16 protein-coding genes, 1 tRNA gene, 1 other RNA gene and 1 pseudogene are annotated in these 14512 nt (G+C 64.8%); 6 read left to right on the top strand and 13 right to left on the bottom strand.

All coding sequences use genetic code 11. From position 1 onward, the window contains the following. Positions 1-3 precede the first annotated feature (3 nt). From DXK94_RS16730 to rnpB, 4 genes are all read right to left on the bottom strand, one after another. The gene (locus DXK94_RS16730; RefSeq protein WP_115525795.1) at positions 4-213 is read right to left on the bottom strand and encodes a hypothetical protein; all 210 of its coding nucleotides are present in this window, start codon (positions 211-213) and stop codon (positions 4-6) included. Positions 214-283: 70 nt separating this feature from the next. Beyond that, complete coding sequence (locus DXK94_RS16725; protein ID WP_079596365.1) at positions 284-1762, bottom strand: glyceraldehyde-3-phosphate dehydrogenase; 1479 nt, start codon at positions 1760-1762, stop codon at positions 284-286. Positions 1763-2002: 240 nt separating this feature from the next. Continuing rightward, positions 2003-2545 carry a TspO/MBR family protein gene (locus DXK94_RS16720; RefSeq protein ID WP_115525794.1) on the bottom strand — a complete coding sequence of 181 codons (543 nt, stop codon included), beginning with the start codon at positions 2543-2545 and terminating at the stop codon, positions 2003-2005. A 44-nt stretch (positions 2546-2589) separates the two neighbouring features. After that, positions 2590-2982, bottom strand: an RNA gene (rnpB, locus tag DXK94_RS16715) — RNase P RNA component class A. A 56-nt stretch (positions 2983-3038) separates the two neighbouring features. Between rnpB and DXK94_RS16710 the strand changes: the two genes are divergently transcribed. Beyond that, complete coding sequence (locus DXK94_RS16710) at positions 3039-3803, top strand: YaaA family protein (protein ID WP_115525793.1); 765 nt, start codon at positions 3039-3041, stop codon at positions 3801-3803. A gap of 57 nt (positions 3804-3860) precedes the next feature. On the opposite strand, the gene DXK94_RS16705 is transcribed toward DXK94_RS16710, so the two are convergent. Next, positions 3861-4598 (bottom strand): zinc ribbon domain-containing protein, encoded by a 738-nt coding sequence (locus tag DXK94_RS16705; RefSeq protein ID WP_079596369.1) that lies wholly within the window; start codon positions 4596-4598, stop codon positions 3861-3863. Positions 4599-4666: 68 nt separating this feature from the next. Then, the gene (locus DXK94_RS16700) at positions 4667-5590 is read right to left on the bottom strand and encodes a Nif3-like dinuclear metal center hexameric protein (protein WP_181884858.1); all 924 of its coding nucleotides are present in this window, start codon (positions 5588-5590) and stop codon (positions 4667-4669) included. A 99-nt stretch (positions 5591-5689) separates the two neighbouring features. Between DXK94_RS16700 and msrA the strand changes: the two genes are divergently transcribed. The 3 genes from msrA (at position 5690) to epsC (ending at position 7839) form a co-directional block, all read left to right on the top strand. Further along, a complete protein-coding gene (gene msrA, locus DXK94_RS16695) occupies positions 5690-6214 on the top strand; it encodes a peptide-methionine (S)-S-oxide reductase MsrA (protein WP_079596371.1) in 525 nt (174 codons plus the stop codon). Positions 6215-6278: 64 nt separating this feature from the next. Next, positions 6279-7214 (top strand): cysteine synthase A, encoded by a 936-nt coding sequence (cysK, locus tag DXK94_RS16690; RefSeq protein ID WP_079596428.1) that lies wholly within the window; start codon positions 6279-6281, stop codon positions 7212-7214. Between the two features lie 40 nt (positions 7215-7254). After that, entirely contained in the window at positions 7255-7839 is a 585-nt protein-coding gene (gene epsC, locus DXK94_RS16685) for a serine O-acetyltransferase EpsC (protein ID WP_079596372.1), read from the top strand. Positions 7840-8008: 169 nt separating this feature from the next. Here epsC and DXK94_RS16680 read toward each other — a convergent pair whose 3' ends face one another. Continuing rightward, positions 8009-8308 carry an SDR family NAD(P)-dependent oxidoreductase gene (locus tag DXK94_RS16680; RefSeq protein WP_115525791.1) on the bottom strand — a complete coding sequence of 100 codons (300 nt, stop codon included), beginning with the start codon at positions 8306-8308 and terminating at the stop codon, positions 8009-8011. Positions 8309-8426: 118 nt separating this feature from the next. Continuing rightward, on the bottom strand, positions 8427-9863 hold the full coding sequence (gene gndA, locus DXK94_RS16675) for an NADP-dependent phosphogluconate dehydrogenase (RefSeq protein WP_115525790.1): 1437 nt from the start codon (positions 9861-9863) through the stop codon (positions 8427-8429). A 202-nt stretch (positions 9864-10065) separates the two neighbouring features. Between gndA and DXK94_RS16670 the strand changes: the two genes are divergently transcribed. After that, the gene (locus tag DXK94_RS16670) at positions 10066-10791 is read left to right on the top strand and encodes a FadR/GntR family transcriptional regulator (RefSeq protein WP_079596374.1); all 726 of its coding nucleotides are present in this window, start codon (positions 10066-10068) and stop codon (positions 10789-10791) included. A 160-nt stretch (positions 10792-10951) separates the two neighbouring features. Here DXK94_RS16670 and DXK94_RS16660 read toward each other — a convergent pair whose 3' ends face one another. The 5 genes from DXK94_RS16660 to DXK94_RS16640 form a co-directional block, all read right to left on the bottom strand. Continuing rightward, complete coding sequence (locus tag DXK94_RS16660) at positions 10952-11242, bottom strand: hypothetical protein (RefSeq protein WP_115525788.1); 291 nt, start codon at positions 11240-11242, stop codon at positions 10952-10954. Positions 11243-11345: 103 nt separating this feature from the next. Continuing rightward, positions 11346-11421 (bottom strand) — tRNA-Val (locus tag DXK94_RS16655). A gap of 112 nt (positions 11422-11533) precedes the next feature. Then, a complete protein-coding gene (locus DXK94_RS16650) occupies positions 11534-12454 on the bottom strand; it encodes an NAD-dependent protein deacetylase (protein WP_115525787.1) in 921 nt (306 codons plus the stop codon). Positions 12455-12460: 6 nt separating this feature from the next. Next, positions 12461-12955 carry a peroxiredoxin gene (locus DXK94_RS16645; RefSeq protein ID WP_115525786.1) on the bottom strand — a complete coding sequence of 165 codons (495 nt, stop codon included), beginning with the start codon at positions 12953-12955 and terminating at the stop codon, positions 12461-12463. Beyond that, positions 12952-13371: a DUF3052 domain-containing protein gene (locus tag DXK94_RS16640; RefSeq protein WP_079596430.1), complete on the bottom strand. Its 420-nt coding sequence runs from the start codon at positions 13369-13371 to the stop codon at positions 12952-12954. Before DXK94_RS16640 ends, DXK94_RS16645 begins: the two co-directional genes overlap by 4 nt. Before the next feature lie 427 nt (positions 13372-13798). Between DXK94_RS16640 and DXK94_RS16635 the strand changes: the two are divergent. Continuing rightward, positions 13799-14512, top strand: a pseudogene (locus DXK94_RS16635) (pyruvate dehydrogenase (acetyl-transferring), homodimeric type); the annotation flags it as partial.

The raw sequence follows: 14512 nt of genomic DNA, 5'->3' as shown, positions 1-14512 counted from the left end.
CAGTCACTGCTCCCGCATCACTCTTCGGAGGTCTTCCTCCGCTATTGCCAGGAGTCCTTCAAGCTGGCGGACGCGGTCCTCGCCTACGTCTCCCGCCGCGTGTCCGGCGCGGGCGCCCTCAAGCAACCGGATGGCTTCCTTGTGGTTGGCTTTGGCGACGTCGAGGGCGTGCTCAAGGGTGGTCTCGTGCTGGAGCGTCGATTCTTTATCCATGGCACAAGTGTGGTCCCGTTTCCCGGCTGATTCCAGAGAACCAGCCGGGAAATGTGGGACCGGGGCGGGACTAGACGGCGATTGCCGCCAGGGCCGCCGCGGTTTCCTTCGCGGGGAACGACGGCGGGTTGACGCCTGCCATCTCTTCCATAACGCGGACAACCTGGCAGCTGTAGCCGAATTCGTTGTCGTACCAGACGTAGAGGACCAGGTTCTTGTCCGTGGACACCGTGGCGAGGCCGTCCACGATGCCGGCACGGCGGGAACCGACGAAGTCTGTGGAAACCACTTCGGGCGAGTCGATGTAGTCGATCTGCTTGCGCAGGTCCGAGTGCAGCGACATCTCGCGCAGGTAGTTGTTGACCTCGTCCTTGGTGGTTCCGTTTTCCAGGGTCAGGTTCAGGATGGCCAGCGAAACATCCGGGGTGGGGACGCGGATGGAGCTGCCGGTGAGCTTGCCGAGCAGCTCGGGCAGCGCCTTGGCCACGGCCTTGGCGGCACCGGTTTCGGTGATCACCATGTTCAGCGCGGCGGAGCGGCCGCGGCGGTCGCCCTTGTGGAAGTTGTCGATCAGGTTCTGGTCGTTGGTGAACGAGTGGACGGTCTCCACGTGGCCGTGGATCACGCCGAACTTGTCATTGATGGCCTTCAGCACGGGGGTGATGGCGTTGGTGGTGCAGGACGCCGCGGACACGATCTGGTCGGTGTCCTCAATGGTGCGGTGGTTGATGCCGTGGACGATGTTCTTCAGCTCGCCCTTGCCCGGAGCGGTCAGCAGGACCCGTGCAACACCTTTGCTCTGCAGGTGCTGGGACAGGCCTTCGGCGTCGCGCCAGCGGCCGGTGTTGTCCACCACGAGGGCGTTGTTGATGCCATAGACGGTGTAGTCGATGGTGGCGGGGTCGTTCGAGTAGATGACCTGCACCTGGACACCGTTGGCGGTGATGGTGTTGGCTTCCTCGTCGATGCGGATGGTGCCTTCGAACGAGCCGTGGACTGAGTCGCGGCGCAGGAGGCTGGCGCGCTTTGAAAGGTCGTTGTCCGACCCGCGGCGGACAACGATGGCGCGCAGGCGCAGGCCGTGGCCGCCACCGGCCTTTTCGATGAGGAGGCGGGCCAGGAGCCGGCCGATCCGACCGAAGCCGTACAGCACCACATCGGTGCTGGTGCGGTCGTCGCCGCCGCGCTTGCCCACGATGTCGGCGAGCTCGGCACGCAGGAATTCCTCCAGTGTGAGGCCGTCGCCCTCTTCCTTGAACTTCTGGTTCAGCCGGGCGATGTCGATCGCGGCGGCCCCCAGTTCCAGCTGCGCCAGGGTGTTCAGCAGCGGGGCGGTCTCCTCCAGGAGCAGTTCGTCCTTGCTCATCCGGCGCGCAAAGCGGTGCGCCTTGAGGATGTTCATGGTGGACTTGTTGATCAGGCTCCGGCCATGGATGCTGGTCACCACGTTGTTCTCGCGGTACAGCCGGCCGATCACCGGAATCATGGCCTCGGCGAGGGCCTCCCGGCCCATCCACGTATCAAGACAAGAATCTGACGTCTGGCTCACAGAAATACCTTCCTCGGTTCAGCCGCATACGTCTTCGTACGCGAATGTCGGCCACCTGATGATGTCCAGGGGCACCCACGCCTGCAGGGTTCGGCCCCCAGGCGCGTGGATCGTGTGCAAAGAAAAACCGCCGGCTGCGAACGCAACTTTCGGCGGTAGAACCCCTACGTCCGGTATCCATTCTAAGTTGGCTGACTGCCATGAACAGGCACGGGCCGCGTGAAATCACTCACACGTGCGTCAGTTGTGGAGGGCTGAGTAGAAATTGAGGCTTGAGGAAAACACCACCCAGGAGAAGTACGGCAGCACCAGCAGGCCCGCCGGTGCGCTGACCGGGCCGAACCGCAGGATCAGGAACACCAGGGACAACGCCAGTCCGCTGATCACCGCCAGGGCCCCCCACAACGCAGCCGTACCGAAAATGGGAAACAGGCCAAAAAACGTCAACGGCCACCCTGCGTTGAGCACCAGTTGGACCACATAGCCGGCCAAGGTGCCGCCGTGCAGCGCCCCCTTCCGCCAGACCAGCCAGGCGGCGACGGCAACACCGGCATAAAGCATCATCCACATGCATCGGAACATCCATCCCGGCGGCATCCACGGCGCCTTGACCGAGCCGGCGAACCAGCCGTTCGAGTTCAGGATGATGGGGATCGAGGCAAGGGCCCAGGCGGCGAGCGACAGGGCCAGGAAGCCCAGCAGGGCCAGTGCCTGCCGGCCGCGGCCGGGAGCCAGCACAGGCGGAGTGCCCGAGGGCGGTTGCGGATCATTATTTGCGGGCACGGTTCAGGATCCCCAACAGAGCTTCCAAGGTCAAACGTCTTATATGGATGGGACAGCCGATACGCCGGGTTCTGTGCCTCCCCTTCCGTTGCCGGAAAGGGAGCGACGGCCATCCATCTACGAGTACCGTTGCCGGCACCCTCCAGCGGCCTACCCGGACACTCGGGCGGGCAGCCCTCAAACGTGTCCTGTCTGGCCTTGCTCCGGGTGGGGTTTACCTAGCCTTCCCGGTCACCCGGGAAGCTGGTGGTCTCTTACACCACCGTTTCACCCTTACCTGCTTCGTGCCGCTTTCAAACCGGCGCGACCCAGGCGGTCTGTTCTCTGTGGCACTTGCCTGCGGGTTACCCCGAGTGGGCGTTACCCACCACCCTGCCCTGCGGAGCCCGGACGTTCCTCGAGCCACTTGCGTGACGCGCGGCCGCCTGGCTGTCCCATCCGTCTCCAGTCTACCGGCGCGGGCCCACCATCATGGCGCCGGTAGTATCGGACGGTGCTGATTCTGCTTCCCCCCTCCGAAGGCAAGACACCCGCGGTCCGTGGTTCGGCCGTCGACTGGCATTCTTTGGGCTTTCCGGAACTCAACCCGTACCGGGCAAAAGTCCTGGAATCACTGGGCACGGTCAGCGCCCACGAGGACGCACTCGCGCTGCTGGGCGTGGGCACGTCGCTGCGGGACGACGTCGAGCGCAACACCCGGCTCCACGCGGAGCCGGCGGCTCCGGCGCACCGGATCTATTCCGGCGTCCTCTATGACGCGCTGGGCTACCAGAGCCTCACCCCTGCCCAGCGCCGGAAGGCGGAGGAATCCGTGCTGGTGATATCGGCACTCTGGGGCGCCATCCGCTTTGGCGACAGCGTGCCCGCCTACCGCCTGTCGATGGGAACGGCACTGCCCGACGTCGGACGTCTCGCCCCGTTCTGGAAGCCGCTCCTGGCAGAGGCCCTTGGCGCAGTAGCTGAGGGGCACCTGCTGGTGGACTGCCGGTCCAGCACCTATGCCGCCGCGTGGGCCCCGCCGTCGGGCCGGACCGTCGCTGTCAATGTGTTCACGGAAACCGGCGGGGTGCGCAAGGTGGTCAGCCACTTCGCCAAGCACACCCGGGGTGAGCTGGCACGGCACCTGCTGGTACGCCGCGGGAAGGCCCCCGGCACGCCGGAGCAACTGCTCAAGGCCGCCCGGGAGAATTGGGAGGCGGAGTTGGTTGAGGGTTCAGCCCGTAAGCCGCACGCCCTGAACATCATCCTGCCCAACTAAGTCGCGCCAAGTGGCGTTTTGAACCCTCAGAACGACACTTAGCGCTACCCAGTTGGGTCAGGCCCACTCCTCCGAGCGGACCAGGATGGCGCCCGAGTCCGGGCAGAAGACGACGTCGTCGGCGGAGGCTGACTTGATCTCGGCGAGGTCGCCGGGGCTGAGCTTCATGCCCGAGGCTTCGGACGTCCCGTGGAACAGCCGCGCCGCACCTACGCCGCGCTTGGCCAGCGTCTTCTCGTAAACAGCAAGCAGCCCGGCGTCCAGCCCCTGCGCAAACTCCGTCCGTTTCGCCCGGACCTCACCGGCTTCGGCGTCCACCGCGGCCAGGGCCTCATCAAGTTCCGCGCGGATGTTTCCGAAGGACCCCTGGATATCGTCCACGATCAGCTGCTGGGCCGCCTGCCGGGCACGGAGGGTGTCCAGCCGCTCCAGGACCTCCAGCTCCACGTCTTCCAGGTCCGAGCGGCGCTTGTTCAGCGAGGCAATGTCCTTCTGGAGGGCAACGAGGTCCTTGGACAGGCCCGTGCCGCTGTTGAGCCGCGCCTCATCCCGCTCGATGCGCGAGGCAACCTGTTCCACATCCGCTTCCGCACGCTTCAGCTCGGCCTCGGCATCGTGGACTGCAACTTTGGCTGCCCCCAGCTCACCGCTGGCAACCGAAAGCGCGGCCTCCAGGTCCTTGATCCGGGGATCGTTCTCCAACGAGCGGCGGCGGTTGGCGAGCGACTTCAGTTTGGCATCCAGCCCCTGCAGTTCGAGCAACTTCAACTGTTCCGCCGGTGCTGCCTTCGCCACTGTTACCTCCGCTTGATCCCTGCCGGCCGGAACCGGGCACCTGAACGGCGCTTCCTAGACTCTAGCGCTTACCCCGGAGTGAGTATGAAGTCCCACGGATCGCTGTTGGTGGCGCTGACCTGGATTTCGACGTCGTGGCCCTGGTCGGCGAGGACGTTGCCCAGGGCGGCCGCCGCGGCGGGCAGCCACAGCCATTCGCTGGCAAAGTGGGATACGTCCACCAGGTAGGGCCGGCCGTTTACTGCCGCCTCCCTGGCCTCGGACGCGGGATGGTGGCGGAGATCGGCCGTGACGTAAACGTCCGCATTGCTGGCCCGGACCTCGTTAAACAATGAGTCCCCCGCGCCGCCGCAGACCGCGATGCGCCGGACCAGGCCGTCCTTGTCACCGGAAACGCGCACTCCCCCCGCAACAGACGGCAGGATTCCGAAGACCCGGGCGGCAAAATCCCCCAGGCTCATGGCATCGGCGAGGTCCCCGACACGGCCGATGCCCTCTTCCGGCAGTCCGTTGGCGGCCACCGTGAGCGGGGCGACGTCCTGCAGCCCCAGTGCATCCGCCAGGACGTCGGATACACCCCCGACGGCGGAATCACCGTTGGTGTGCACGGTGAGGAGAGCCGTCCCCGACTCGATGAGGCGGTGCACGGCGCGGCCCTTCGCGGTAGTGGCAGCGACGGACGTAACACCCTTGAGCAGCAGCGGGTGATGCGTGATGAGGAGTTCAGCCCCCCATTCCACGGCTTCCTCGATGACTTCGAGCGTGGGATCCACCGCGAACATCACCTTGGTCACCGGAGCCGAGGGGTGTCCGGCCACCAGGCCCACCTCGTCCCAGTTTTCCGCCAGGGATTCCGGCCACAGTTCCTCGACGGCCAGGAGCAGCTCACCCAGCGTGGGAGCATCCGCGGGGCCGGCCGCGGCCGGCTCGCCGGCGGGAGCGTCGCCGTCGGGATTCTTAGGGCCGGTAACGTCGGTGTCCACAGGTTCCATAGTCTTAGTTTTACCCCATAGCCCGGTACCGGCCGGCATACCTGCGCGGCGCCACGGCTGCCAGGGAATCATCCGGGGCCGCCAACCATTGAAGAGGTCATGAAAACTTTTGTTCTTGGCGGAGGCTGCTTCTGGTGCCTCGACGCCGTCTACCAGAAGACCAGGGGCGTCACCTCCGTGGTGTCCGGCTACACCGGCGGGCACGACCCGAACCCGGACTACTACTCGGTATGCAACGGCACCACCGGGCATGCCGAGGTTGTGGCGGTGACCTTCGACGAGGACATTGTTCCGGCGGACGTCATTCTGGACATGTTCTTTGCCCTGCACGACCCCACCACGCTGAACCGCCAGGGGTACGACGTGGGCACCCAGTACCGCTCATCCATGTTCTACGAGACCACCGAAGAAAAGATCCTGTTCGAGGAAGCCATCGAGCGGAACCAGGCGCTGTGGGCCCATCCAATCGTCACCGAGGTCAGCCGGCTGCCGCGCTTTTATGTCGCGGAGGAGTTCCACCAGAACTACTACGCCAAGCATCCCGAGCAGGGGTACTGCCAGGTGATCATCAACCCCAAGCTCGCGAAGGCAAGGAAATATTACTCTGCATGGCTTAACGCTTAGCCACGGTTACGCCGCCTCGTTAGGCTGACCTCAGTATTCACCCCTCAGAGATAGGCGTATGTACATGGCACGGATCTATGACGATGTAACGCAGCTGGTCGGCGGTACCCCGCTGGTCAAGCTCAACCGGCTCAGCGAGGGGCTGGACGCCACCGTTGCCGTGAAGCTTGAGTTCTACAACCCGGCCAACAGCGTCAAGGACCGCATCGGCGTGGCCATCGTCGACGCCGCCGAAAAGTCCGGCGCCCTGAAGCCGGGCGGCACCATCGTTGAAGGCACTTCCGGCAACACGGGCATCGCCCTGGCCATGGTGGGTGCTGCCCGCGGCTACAAGGTCATCCTGACCATGCCCGAGACCATGTCCACCGAGCGCCGGGTCATGCTGCGCGCTTTCGGTGCCGAGATCGTCCTGACGCCGGGCTCCGAGGGCATGCGCGGTGCCGTGGAGAAGGCCCAGGAGATCGTGGCCAACACGGAGAACTCCATCTGGGCGCAGCAGTTCGCCAACGAGGCCAACCCCGAGATCCACCGCAACACCACGGCCGAGGAAATCTGGACTGACACCGACGGCAAGGTGGACATCTTCGTCGCCGGCGTTGGCACCGGCGGAACCGTCACCGGCGTCGGACAGGTCCTCAAGGAGCGCAAGCCCGGCGTCCAGATCGTCGCCATCGAACCCAAGGACTCCGCGATCCTCAATGGCGGCGCCCCCGGCCCGCACAAGATCCAGGGCATCGGCGCCAACTTCGTGCCGGAGATCCTGGACACCAACGTGTACGACGAAGTCCTGGACGCCACCCTGGAAGACTCCGTGCGGGTGGCACGCGAGCTCGGCGTCAAGGAAGGCATCCTGGGCGGCATCTCCTCGGGCGCCATCGTCTGGGGCGCACTGGAGCTGGCAAAGCGCCCCGAGAATGCGGGCAAGCTGATCGTCGCCGTCGTCTGCGACTTTGGTGAGCGTTACATCTCCACCGTGCTCTATGACGACATCCGCGGCTGATTAAGCCGCCTGTCGCCCCGTTTCCTGTAGAAAGAACTTTGTGGGCTTTTTCGCAAGACTAAAGGAAGACCTCGAGGCCGCCCGGTCCCACGACCCGGCGGCCCGGGGTTCTTTCGAGAACTTTTTCGCTTACTCCGGCCTGCATGCCATCTGGATCCACCGGCTGACGCACCGCCTCTGGCAGAATCCCGGCCTGCGCTTCCCGGCGCGGCTGCTCTCCCAGCTGGGCAGGTTCGTGACCGGCATCGAGATCCATCCAGGTGCCACGATCGGCCGCCGCTTCTTCATCGACCACGGCATGGGTGTGGTCATCGGAGAGACTGCCGAGATCGGCGAGGACGTCATGATGTATCACGGCGTGACCCTTGGCGGACGCTCACTGGCACGGATCAAACGCCACCCCACCATCGGCGACCGCGTGACCATCGGGGCCGGGGCCAAGATACTCGGTCCGATCACCATCGGCGAGGACAGTGCCGTGGGCGCCAACGCCGTTGTGGTCAAGGACGCCCCGCCTGAATCCATCGTCACCGGCGTTCCCGCCAAGTGGCGCCACCGCGATGCCCAGCGGGAGACCAAGCCCGCCGTGGACCCGGCTGAATACGAGATTGAATACCATCTCTGACCCTCCGGCGGCTGCGACGCGTTTCAGCACCACCTTCACTGCGGCGTCGTAGAGCCGGTCCGGCAGGATCCGGCGCAGCGCCAGGATAGCATTGGCTCGGCTGCCCACCGGGTAGCGGGTCCTGGGCCGGCCGGAACAGGCGGCATGCAGCACGGCTTCGGCAATGACCTCAGGCCGGGTGGATGTCCTGGCCCTGTTGGTGGAGGCAAGCGCCCCCGCCATTTCCCGTGCTAACCAGCACCTCGATCCGTCCCCTTTCCGCCCGGACGCGTCCGACGGCGGCGCGCATCGCTGCGTCGTCCGTCACGTCAAGCGGCAGGACCGTGACCCCGAGCGGCTTCAGCGGGTCCATCCGGTCCACCCGCCGGGCACCGGCGTAGACGGCGAATCCGTTGCCGGCCAGTTTCCTTGCCGCCTCAAAACCGATCCCGGCGGATGCCCCGGTAACGATTGCTACTGGCTCGACCATGCTGGGCTCCCCTGGAACAAACTGCTTTGGAAGAAAGCGCCGGACGCCGGAAACAGCAACGGCCGGCAGTTCCCACCCTAAGGGGGAACTGCCGGCCGGAGCAGGGTTCTACCGGCTGTTAGTGCGTGTCAACAGCTGCGATTTCAGACTTGTCCTCGCCCCAGAGGGTGTGGAACGTGCCTTCAGCGTCGACGCGGCCGTACGTGTGCGCACCGAAGAGATCGCGCTGGCCCTGGATCAGGGCGGCTGCGACGCGCTTGCGCCGCAGGCCGTCGTAGTACGCCAGCGAGGAGGAGAACACCGGTACCGGGATGCCAAGCTGCACGGCGGTGGCAACCACGCGGCGCCACGCAGGGAGGGCATCGCCGATGGCCTTGGTGAACGCTGGTGCGAACAGCAGGTTGGCCGGCTTCTCGTCCGCGGCGTAAGCCATGGTGATGTCCTTGAGGAGCTCGGCGCGGATGATGCAGCCGGCACGCCACAGGGATGCGATCTCGTCCAGCTTCAGGTCCCAGCCGTATTCCTTGGCTGCCGACGTCAGCATGTCCAGGCCCTGCGCGTAGGAGACGAGCTTGGAGGCGTAGAGGGCCTGGCGCACGTCCTCGACGAAGGTCTCCGGGATTTCCACCGAAGCTTCGTTGCCCGGCAGCAGTTCCTGGCCCAGCTTGCGCTGCCCGGCCTGCGAGGACAGGGCACGAGCGAAGACGGATTCGGCGATGCCGGAAACCGGGGAACCCAGTTCCAGGGCCGAGATGACCGTCCAGCGTCCGGTGCCCTTCTGGCCGGCGGCATCGACCACGACGTCGACAAACGGCTTGCCGGTCTTGCCGTCTACGTGGCCCAGGACCTCTGCGGAGATTTCGATCAGGAAGGAGGACAGCTCGCCCTTGTTCCACTCGGAGAAGATCTTGGACTGTTCGGCGGGTTCGATGCCGGCGCCTGAGCGGAGCAGGTCGAAGGCCTCGCCGATGACCTGCATGTCGGCGTACTCGATGCCGTTGTGGACCATCTTGACGAAGTGTCCTGCGCCGTCGGTTCCCACCCAGGCGCAGCACGGCTCGCCGTCCACCTTGGCGGAAATCTTTTCCAGCAGCGGGCCAAGTGCCTTGTAGGACTCCTTGGAACCGCCGGGCATGATGGAGGGGCCGTTCAGGGCGCCCTCCTCGCCGCCGGATACGCCGACGCCCACAAAGTGGAGGTCCTTCTTGGCCAGCGCCGCTTCGCGCCGGCGGGTGTCCTCGTAGTGGGAGTTTCCGGCGTCGATGATGATGTCGCCGGCTTCCAGGAGCGGCTCGAGCTGCTCGATCACGGAGTCAACCGGCTTGCCGGCCTTGACCATGATGAGGACGCGGCGGGGCTTCTCCAATGAGTCCACCAGTTCCTGCAGGGTTTCGGTGCGGACAAAGTCGCCTTCCGAGCCGTACCGCTCAAGCAGCGCGTCCGTCTTCTCCACGGACCTGTTGTGCAGCGCGACAGTGAAGCCGTTCCGCGCCAGGTTGCGGGCCAGGTTGGCGCCCATCACCGCGAGGCCGGTGACACCGATGTGTGCAGACATCAAAACTCCAATTCGTTTCTGTGCGACGGATGCGCAGGGGCGTTTCCCATGCCGGAAACACCGTGACATTTTTCAGGGGTCGGAATAAAGCATATATATTCGGGGGCCTCGGGGGAAGTGCCGCCCATCCAGCGAACGTTTTGTTTCGCCTCCTGGCCGGACCAGGCCGGCCGGCAGACCTCATCGCACTAGGCTTAGCTGCATGACCAGCAGCCTGCACCACCGTGCCATTGAGAACCTTGGCACCCGCATCATCTCCGGTGAGCTGCCTGCTGGCCACGTTATGCTCGCCGAGCATCTTGAGGACGAACTTAAGGTTTCCCGTTCGGTAATCCGCGAAGCAGTCCGGGTACTGCAGTCGCTGGGTTTGGTGGAAACCACCAAGCGGGTGGGGATCCGTGTGCTGCCGGCGAGCCGCTGGAACCCCTTCGACCCGCAGGTGATCCGGTGGCGGCTCGCCAGCGATGCGCGCGGCGCCCAGCTGCGGTCCCTCGCCGAGCTGCGTGCAGCCGTGGAGCCGGCCGCCGCCGAGCTTGCGGCCCAGAATGCGCCCGCCCCGCTGCGGCTGGAGCTGGTGGACGTCGCCTATGCAATGCGCGACGCCGGGCACAACGGTGAAGTGCCGCGCTTCCTGGAGCTGGACATCCAGTTCCACTCCCTGCTGCTTTCGGGCTCGGGCAACGAGATGTTCGCCAACCTTATGGGCCAGGTGGCCGAGACGCTGACCGGCCGCACCGTGCACGGCCTGATGCCCGACCATCCGCATGAGGCTGCCTTGCAGTGGCACGTGGACCTGGCCGAAGCCATCGCCAGGGGTGACGCAGCCTCCGCCAGGGAAACCTCGGACCGGATCATGCGAAGGACCATGTCCCGGATGTCGGATACCTGGACGGAGCAGCCGCGCGTGTTTATCCCCGTGCGCCGTTAGAGTCCGTAGCCCGGCCGCGTCACAGACTCGCGGCTACTTTTTGTTTCCGGGAGTTCACGGTATATTCATTCCAGGCCCTCCACCGCGGCATCCCCCAATAGTCGCGGTGGAGGGTTTTCCAATGCCCGGATACTGCCGGGTCAGCAGCCCGGCGCCCGCATCACGCCGCGTCGGCAACTGATTCCCGAAGGCGCCAGCCCCCGCCCAGACCGTCGCGCTCAAGGATCATGGTGGTCAGGGCAGAACTCTTGTTGCTACCCAGCCTGACCTGGACCTGCAGGACTTCCACATCCACCCTGCTGTTGCCCTTCGGCATCCTCCGGCGGGTCTCCCACCAGTTGATCCGCTCGAACCATCTGACAGGTTCGGCACCCACTGACCATTCCCTCCCGCGGCTGACCACCGTCGTCGGCATTCCGTTTTGGCCAGTGCGGACTATCACGTGTTCCATACCTGGAAAGCTATGGCAGGGGTCCGACAATCGGCGCCGCCGGCGGAAGACACAAAAAACCCCGCACTTTTCACCGTTACGGGCGAAAACTACGGGGTTTTGCTGGTGGGTCCTACCGGGATCGAACCGATGACATCCACGGTGTAAACGTGGCGCTCTACCAGCTGAGCTAAAGACCCAAGCCGCTGAATCCGGCGTTTCCGCCGCAACCAACGAACATAGACTCTACCCGACCCTGGCCCTCGAACGCGAATCGGACGGGAAGTCCGGCCGGGTGGACCCCCATGCACATCACAGCGGCGGCAGTTCGGCTGCAAGCCAACTGAGTGATTCTGAGACCCCGGCCTCAAGTTTGATGGTGGCTTTGTCGTCCCCGCGGGTCTCTCCCCTGTTGATGATGACTACCGGCTTGCCGTCCTTCGCGGCGTGCCGGACAAACCGTAGTCCGCTCATGACTGTCAGCGAAGAACCGGCCACCACCAAAGCGGCGGCTTCATCGACCATGGCGTAGGACTTCTCCACCCGGTCCTTTGGCACGTTTTCACCGAAGTACACAAAGTCGGGTTTCAGCGTGCCGCCGCAGGCCGGACAGGCGGCCACAACAAAGCTGCTGATCAGGGCCTGGTCCTCCACGGTGGCGTCAGCATCGGGCGCCATTTCCACCAGCCCCGTTTTTTTCGCCCGTTCAAGGAACTCCGGATTCAGCTCCTCCAGCATTCCCGCGAGGAGCCGGCGCGAGTAGGTCCTGCCGCAGTCCAGGCAGACCACCTGGTCAAACCGGCCGTGGAGATCGATGACGTTCACGCTTCCGGCATCCTCATGCAGGCGGTCCACGTTCTGGGTGATCAGCCCGGTGAGGTAGCCACGGCGTTCAAGCTCCGCCGCTGCGTAATGTCCCGGATTTGGATCGGCGTGGCGGAGGTGCGACCAGCCGATGTGGTTTCGCGCCCAGTACCGCTGCCGGTTTGCGGCATCCCGGACGAACTCCTGGTACGTCATGGGCGTCCTGGGTGGCGAACCAGGGCCGCGGTAATCGGGGATGCCCGAATCGGTGCTGAGTCCCGCGCCTGTCAGCAGCGCGAAACGGGTGCCGGCCAGGATGTCCCGGATACGGACCAGGATCTCAAGGTCAGCGGCAGAAGCCCGGGCGGGAGGCGACGGCGGCATGCTGGCAAAGCCGGTCAGGCCTACCCCATGCCGCCGCGCGTCCATGGCCCGTCAGCCCTGGTCCAGGCCGGCCAGTGCTGCGCGGTACTCGCCAAAGTCACGGGCCTGGCCACGCGGGTTCACCACTGTGTACCGGATGCGTCCGGCGGCGTCGATGATGAACGTGCCGCGCCTGGCCATTCCGGTGTCCGCATCGAAAACACCGTACGCGCTGGCTGCGGCGCCGTGGGGCCAAAAGTCCGAGAGCAGGTCGAAACCGTAGCCTTCCTGGGCCGCGTAGGCACGGAGGCTGAACTTGCTGTCCACCGATATGGCCAGGACCGTGGCATGGGCATTCTCGAAGACAGCGAGGTTGTCCCGTATTTCGCAGAGTTCCCCGGTGCAGATCCCCGAGAACGCAAACGGGTAGAACACCAGGACCACGTTCTGCCCGCGGAATGACGACAGCCGGACCGGCTCGCCAAACTGGTTGGGGAGTTCAAAGTCAGGAGCTGTCCCGCCGACCGCGGGTACAGCAGCGGAGGCAGCGGCAAGCGCTGCCGTCACTTGTTCTTCCTGCTCACCAGCCGGGCAGCGCTCCAGTCCTTGGATACGCCGGCTGATGTGGTGACGTGCAGGCCGGCGGTGGGGGCGGCCTCCTGGATGTCCGCCGGGGAGACGTAGCCATCCCTTCCGGACTTCGGGGTAAGGACCCAGACAACGCCGTTTTCGCTGAGGGTGGTCAGCGAATCCATCAGGCTGTCAACAAGGTCGCCGTCACCGTCGCGCCACCAAAAGATCACGGCGTCCGCAACTTCGTGGTCGTCCTCATCCAGCAGCTCTGAACCGGTGAGGTCCTCTATATCGTCACGCAAGTCGAAATCGACATCGTCGTCGTAACCGAACTCCTGAATCAGATCCCCGTTTTTGAAACCCAATTTTTCCGCCACATTTACCGAAGTGGCGGCGTCGGCCTCGCTCACGTGTTCCTCCAATGCCTCATATATGCGGTGCGCATAGTGATTTCCATTACTCCCAAGCCAACACCCTTTGTGCCTGCGCTTCAAGCTGCCGCCCCCGTGGAACGGCATATTCTGCGTCACATCGGGTGTGGTCAGCCCGCCTTGCAGCGGCTTTTCGTCACACAACCAGTATGACGGCGAAATACAACAGAGGTGCCAAAGGTGCAGCTACGCATCGCCTTGGTGGGAGGGCTAGAGTGGCTGATGACAACTATGCCTGCGGGACAACAACCTTGTAACTTCGTGCAGACATAGGAGCGCTAGGACCCTGCCCGGCACACATGCCCGGGCTGTTGTAACCGATACGTCGCACACGGCGTATGTACGCCGGGCAGTCACCCTGCCTGGCCTGAGTGCGCCGATTCATGCGCGCAAAGAGAGGTTGGACGTGGCTGCAGGAGAAGATACCTCCCATATCCTCAGCGGGTTGACTAACCAGCTGCCTGATCGTGATCCGGAAGAGACTGCCGAGTGGGTTGAGTCCCTGGATGCGCTGATCAGGGAACAGGGCACCGAGCGTGCCCAATACATCATGCGGAGCCTGCTGCAGCGCGCCGGCGCGCAGAGTGTCGGGGTGCCGATGGTGACCACCACCGATTACGTGAACACCATCCCGGTGGACCAGGAAGCACCGTTCCCGGGCAACGAGGAATACGAACGCCGCTACCGGGCGTACATGCGGTGGAACGCCGCGGTCATGGTGCACCGGGCGCAGCGGCCCAACATCGGCGTCGGCGGGCACATCTCCACCTACGCAGGCGCTGCGACCCTGTACGAGGTGGGCTTCAACCACTTCTTCCGCGGCAAGGACCACCCCGGCGGCGGGGACCAGGTGTTCTTCCAGGGCCACGCGTCCCCGGGCATGTACGCCCGGGCGTTCATGGAAGGCCGGCTCTCCGAGGAGGACCTGGACGGGTTCCGGCAGGAAAAATCCCGTGAGGGCCACGCCCTGTCCTCCTACCCGCACCCGAGGCTGATGCCCGCGTTCTGGGAATTCCCCACCGTGTCCATGGGCATCGGTCCGATGAACGCGATCTACCAGGCCCAGTCCAACCGGTACCTGCACAACCGGGGCCTGAAAGACACCTCCGACCAGCAGGTC

Origin of the sequence: Arthrobacter sp. RT-1, assembly GCF_003367205.1 — a bacterium.
Lineage (GTDB): Bacteria > Actinomycetota > Actinomycetes > Actinomycetales > Micrococcaceae > Arthrobacter.
This window is presented reverse-complemented; position numbering and strand designations above follow the sequence as displayed.

Excerpts from the sequence above, each read along its gene's own strand:
- msrA (WP_079596371.1), top strand. The coding sequence starts at position 5,690 with ATGAAAACTTTTGTTCTTGGCGGAGGCTGCTTCTGGTGCCTCGACGCC.
- DXK94_RS16730 (WP_115525795.1), bottom strand. The coding sequence starts at position 213 with ATGGATAAAGAATCGACGCTCCAGCACGAGACCACCCTTGAGCACGCC.
- gndA (WP_115525790.1), bottom strand. The coding sequence starts at position 9,863 with ATGTCTGCACACATCGGTGTCACCGGCCTCGCGGTGATGGGCGCCAAC.
- DXK94_RS16700 (WP_181884858.1), bottom strand. The coding sequence starts at position 5,590 with ATGGAACCTGTGGACACCGACGTTACCGGCCCTAAGAATCCCGACGGC.
- DXK94_RS16670 (WP_079596374.1), top strand. The coding sequence starts at position 10,066 with ATGACCAGCAGCCTGCACCACCGTGCCATTGAGAACCTTGGCACCCGC.
- DXK94_RS16650 (WP_115525787.1), bottom strand. The coding sequence starts at position 12,454 with ATGGACGCGCGGCGGCATGGGGTAGGCCTGACCGGCTTTGCCAGCATG.
- DXK94_RS16660 (WP_115525788.1), bottom strand. The coding sequence starts at position 11,242 with ATGGAACACGTGATAGTCCGCACTGGCCAAAACGGAATGCCGACGACG.
- DXK94_RS16680 (WP_115525791.1), bottom strand. The coding sequence starts at position 8,308 with ATGGTCGAGCCAGTAGCAATCGTTACCGGGGCATCCGCCGGGATCGGT.
- cysK (WP_079596428.1), top strand. The coding sequence starts at position 6,279 with ATGGCACGGATCTATGACGATGTAACGCAGCTGGTCGGCGGTACCCCG.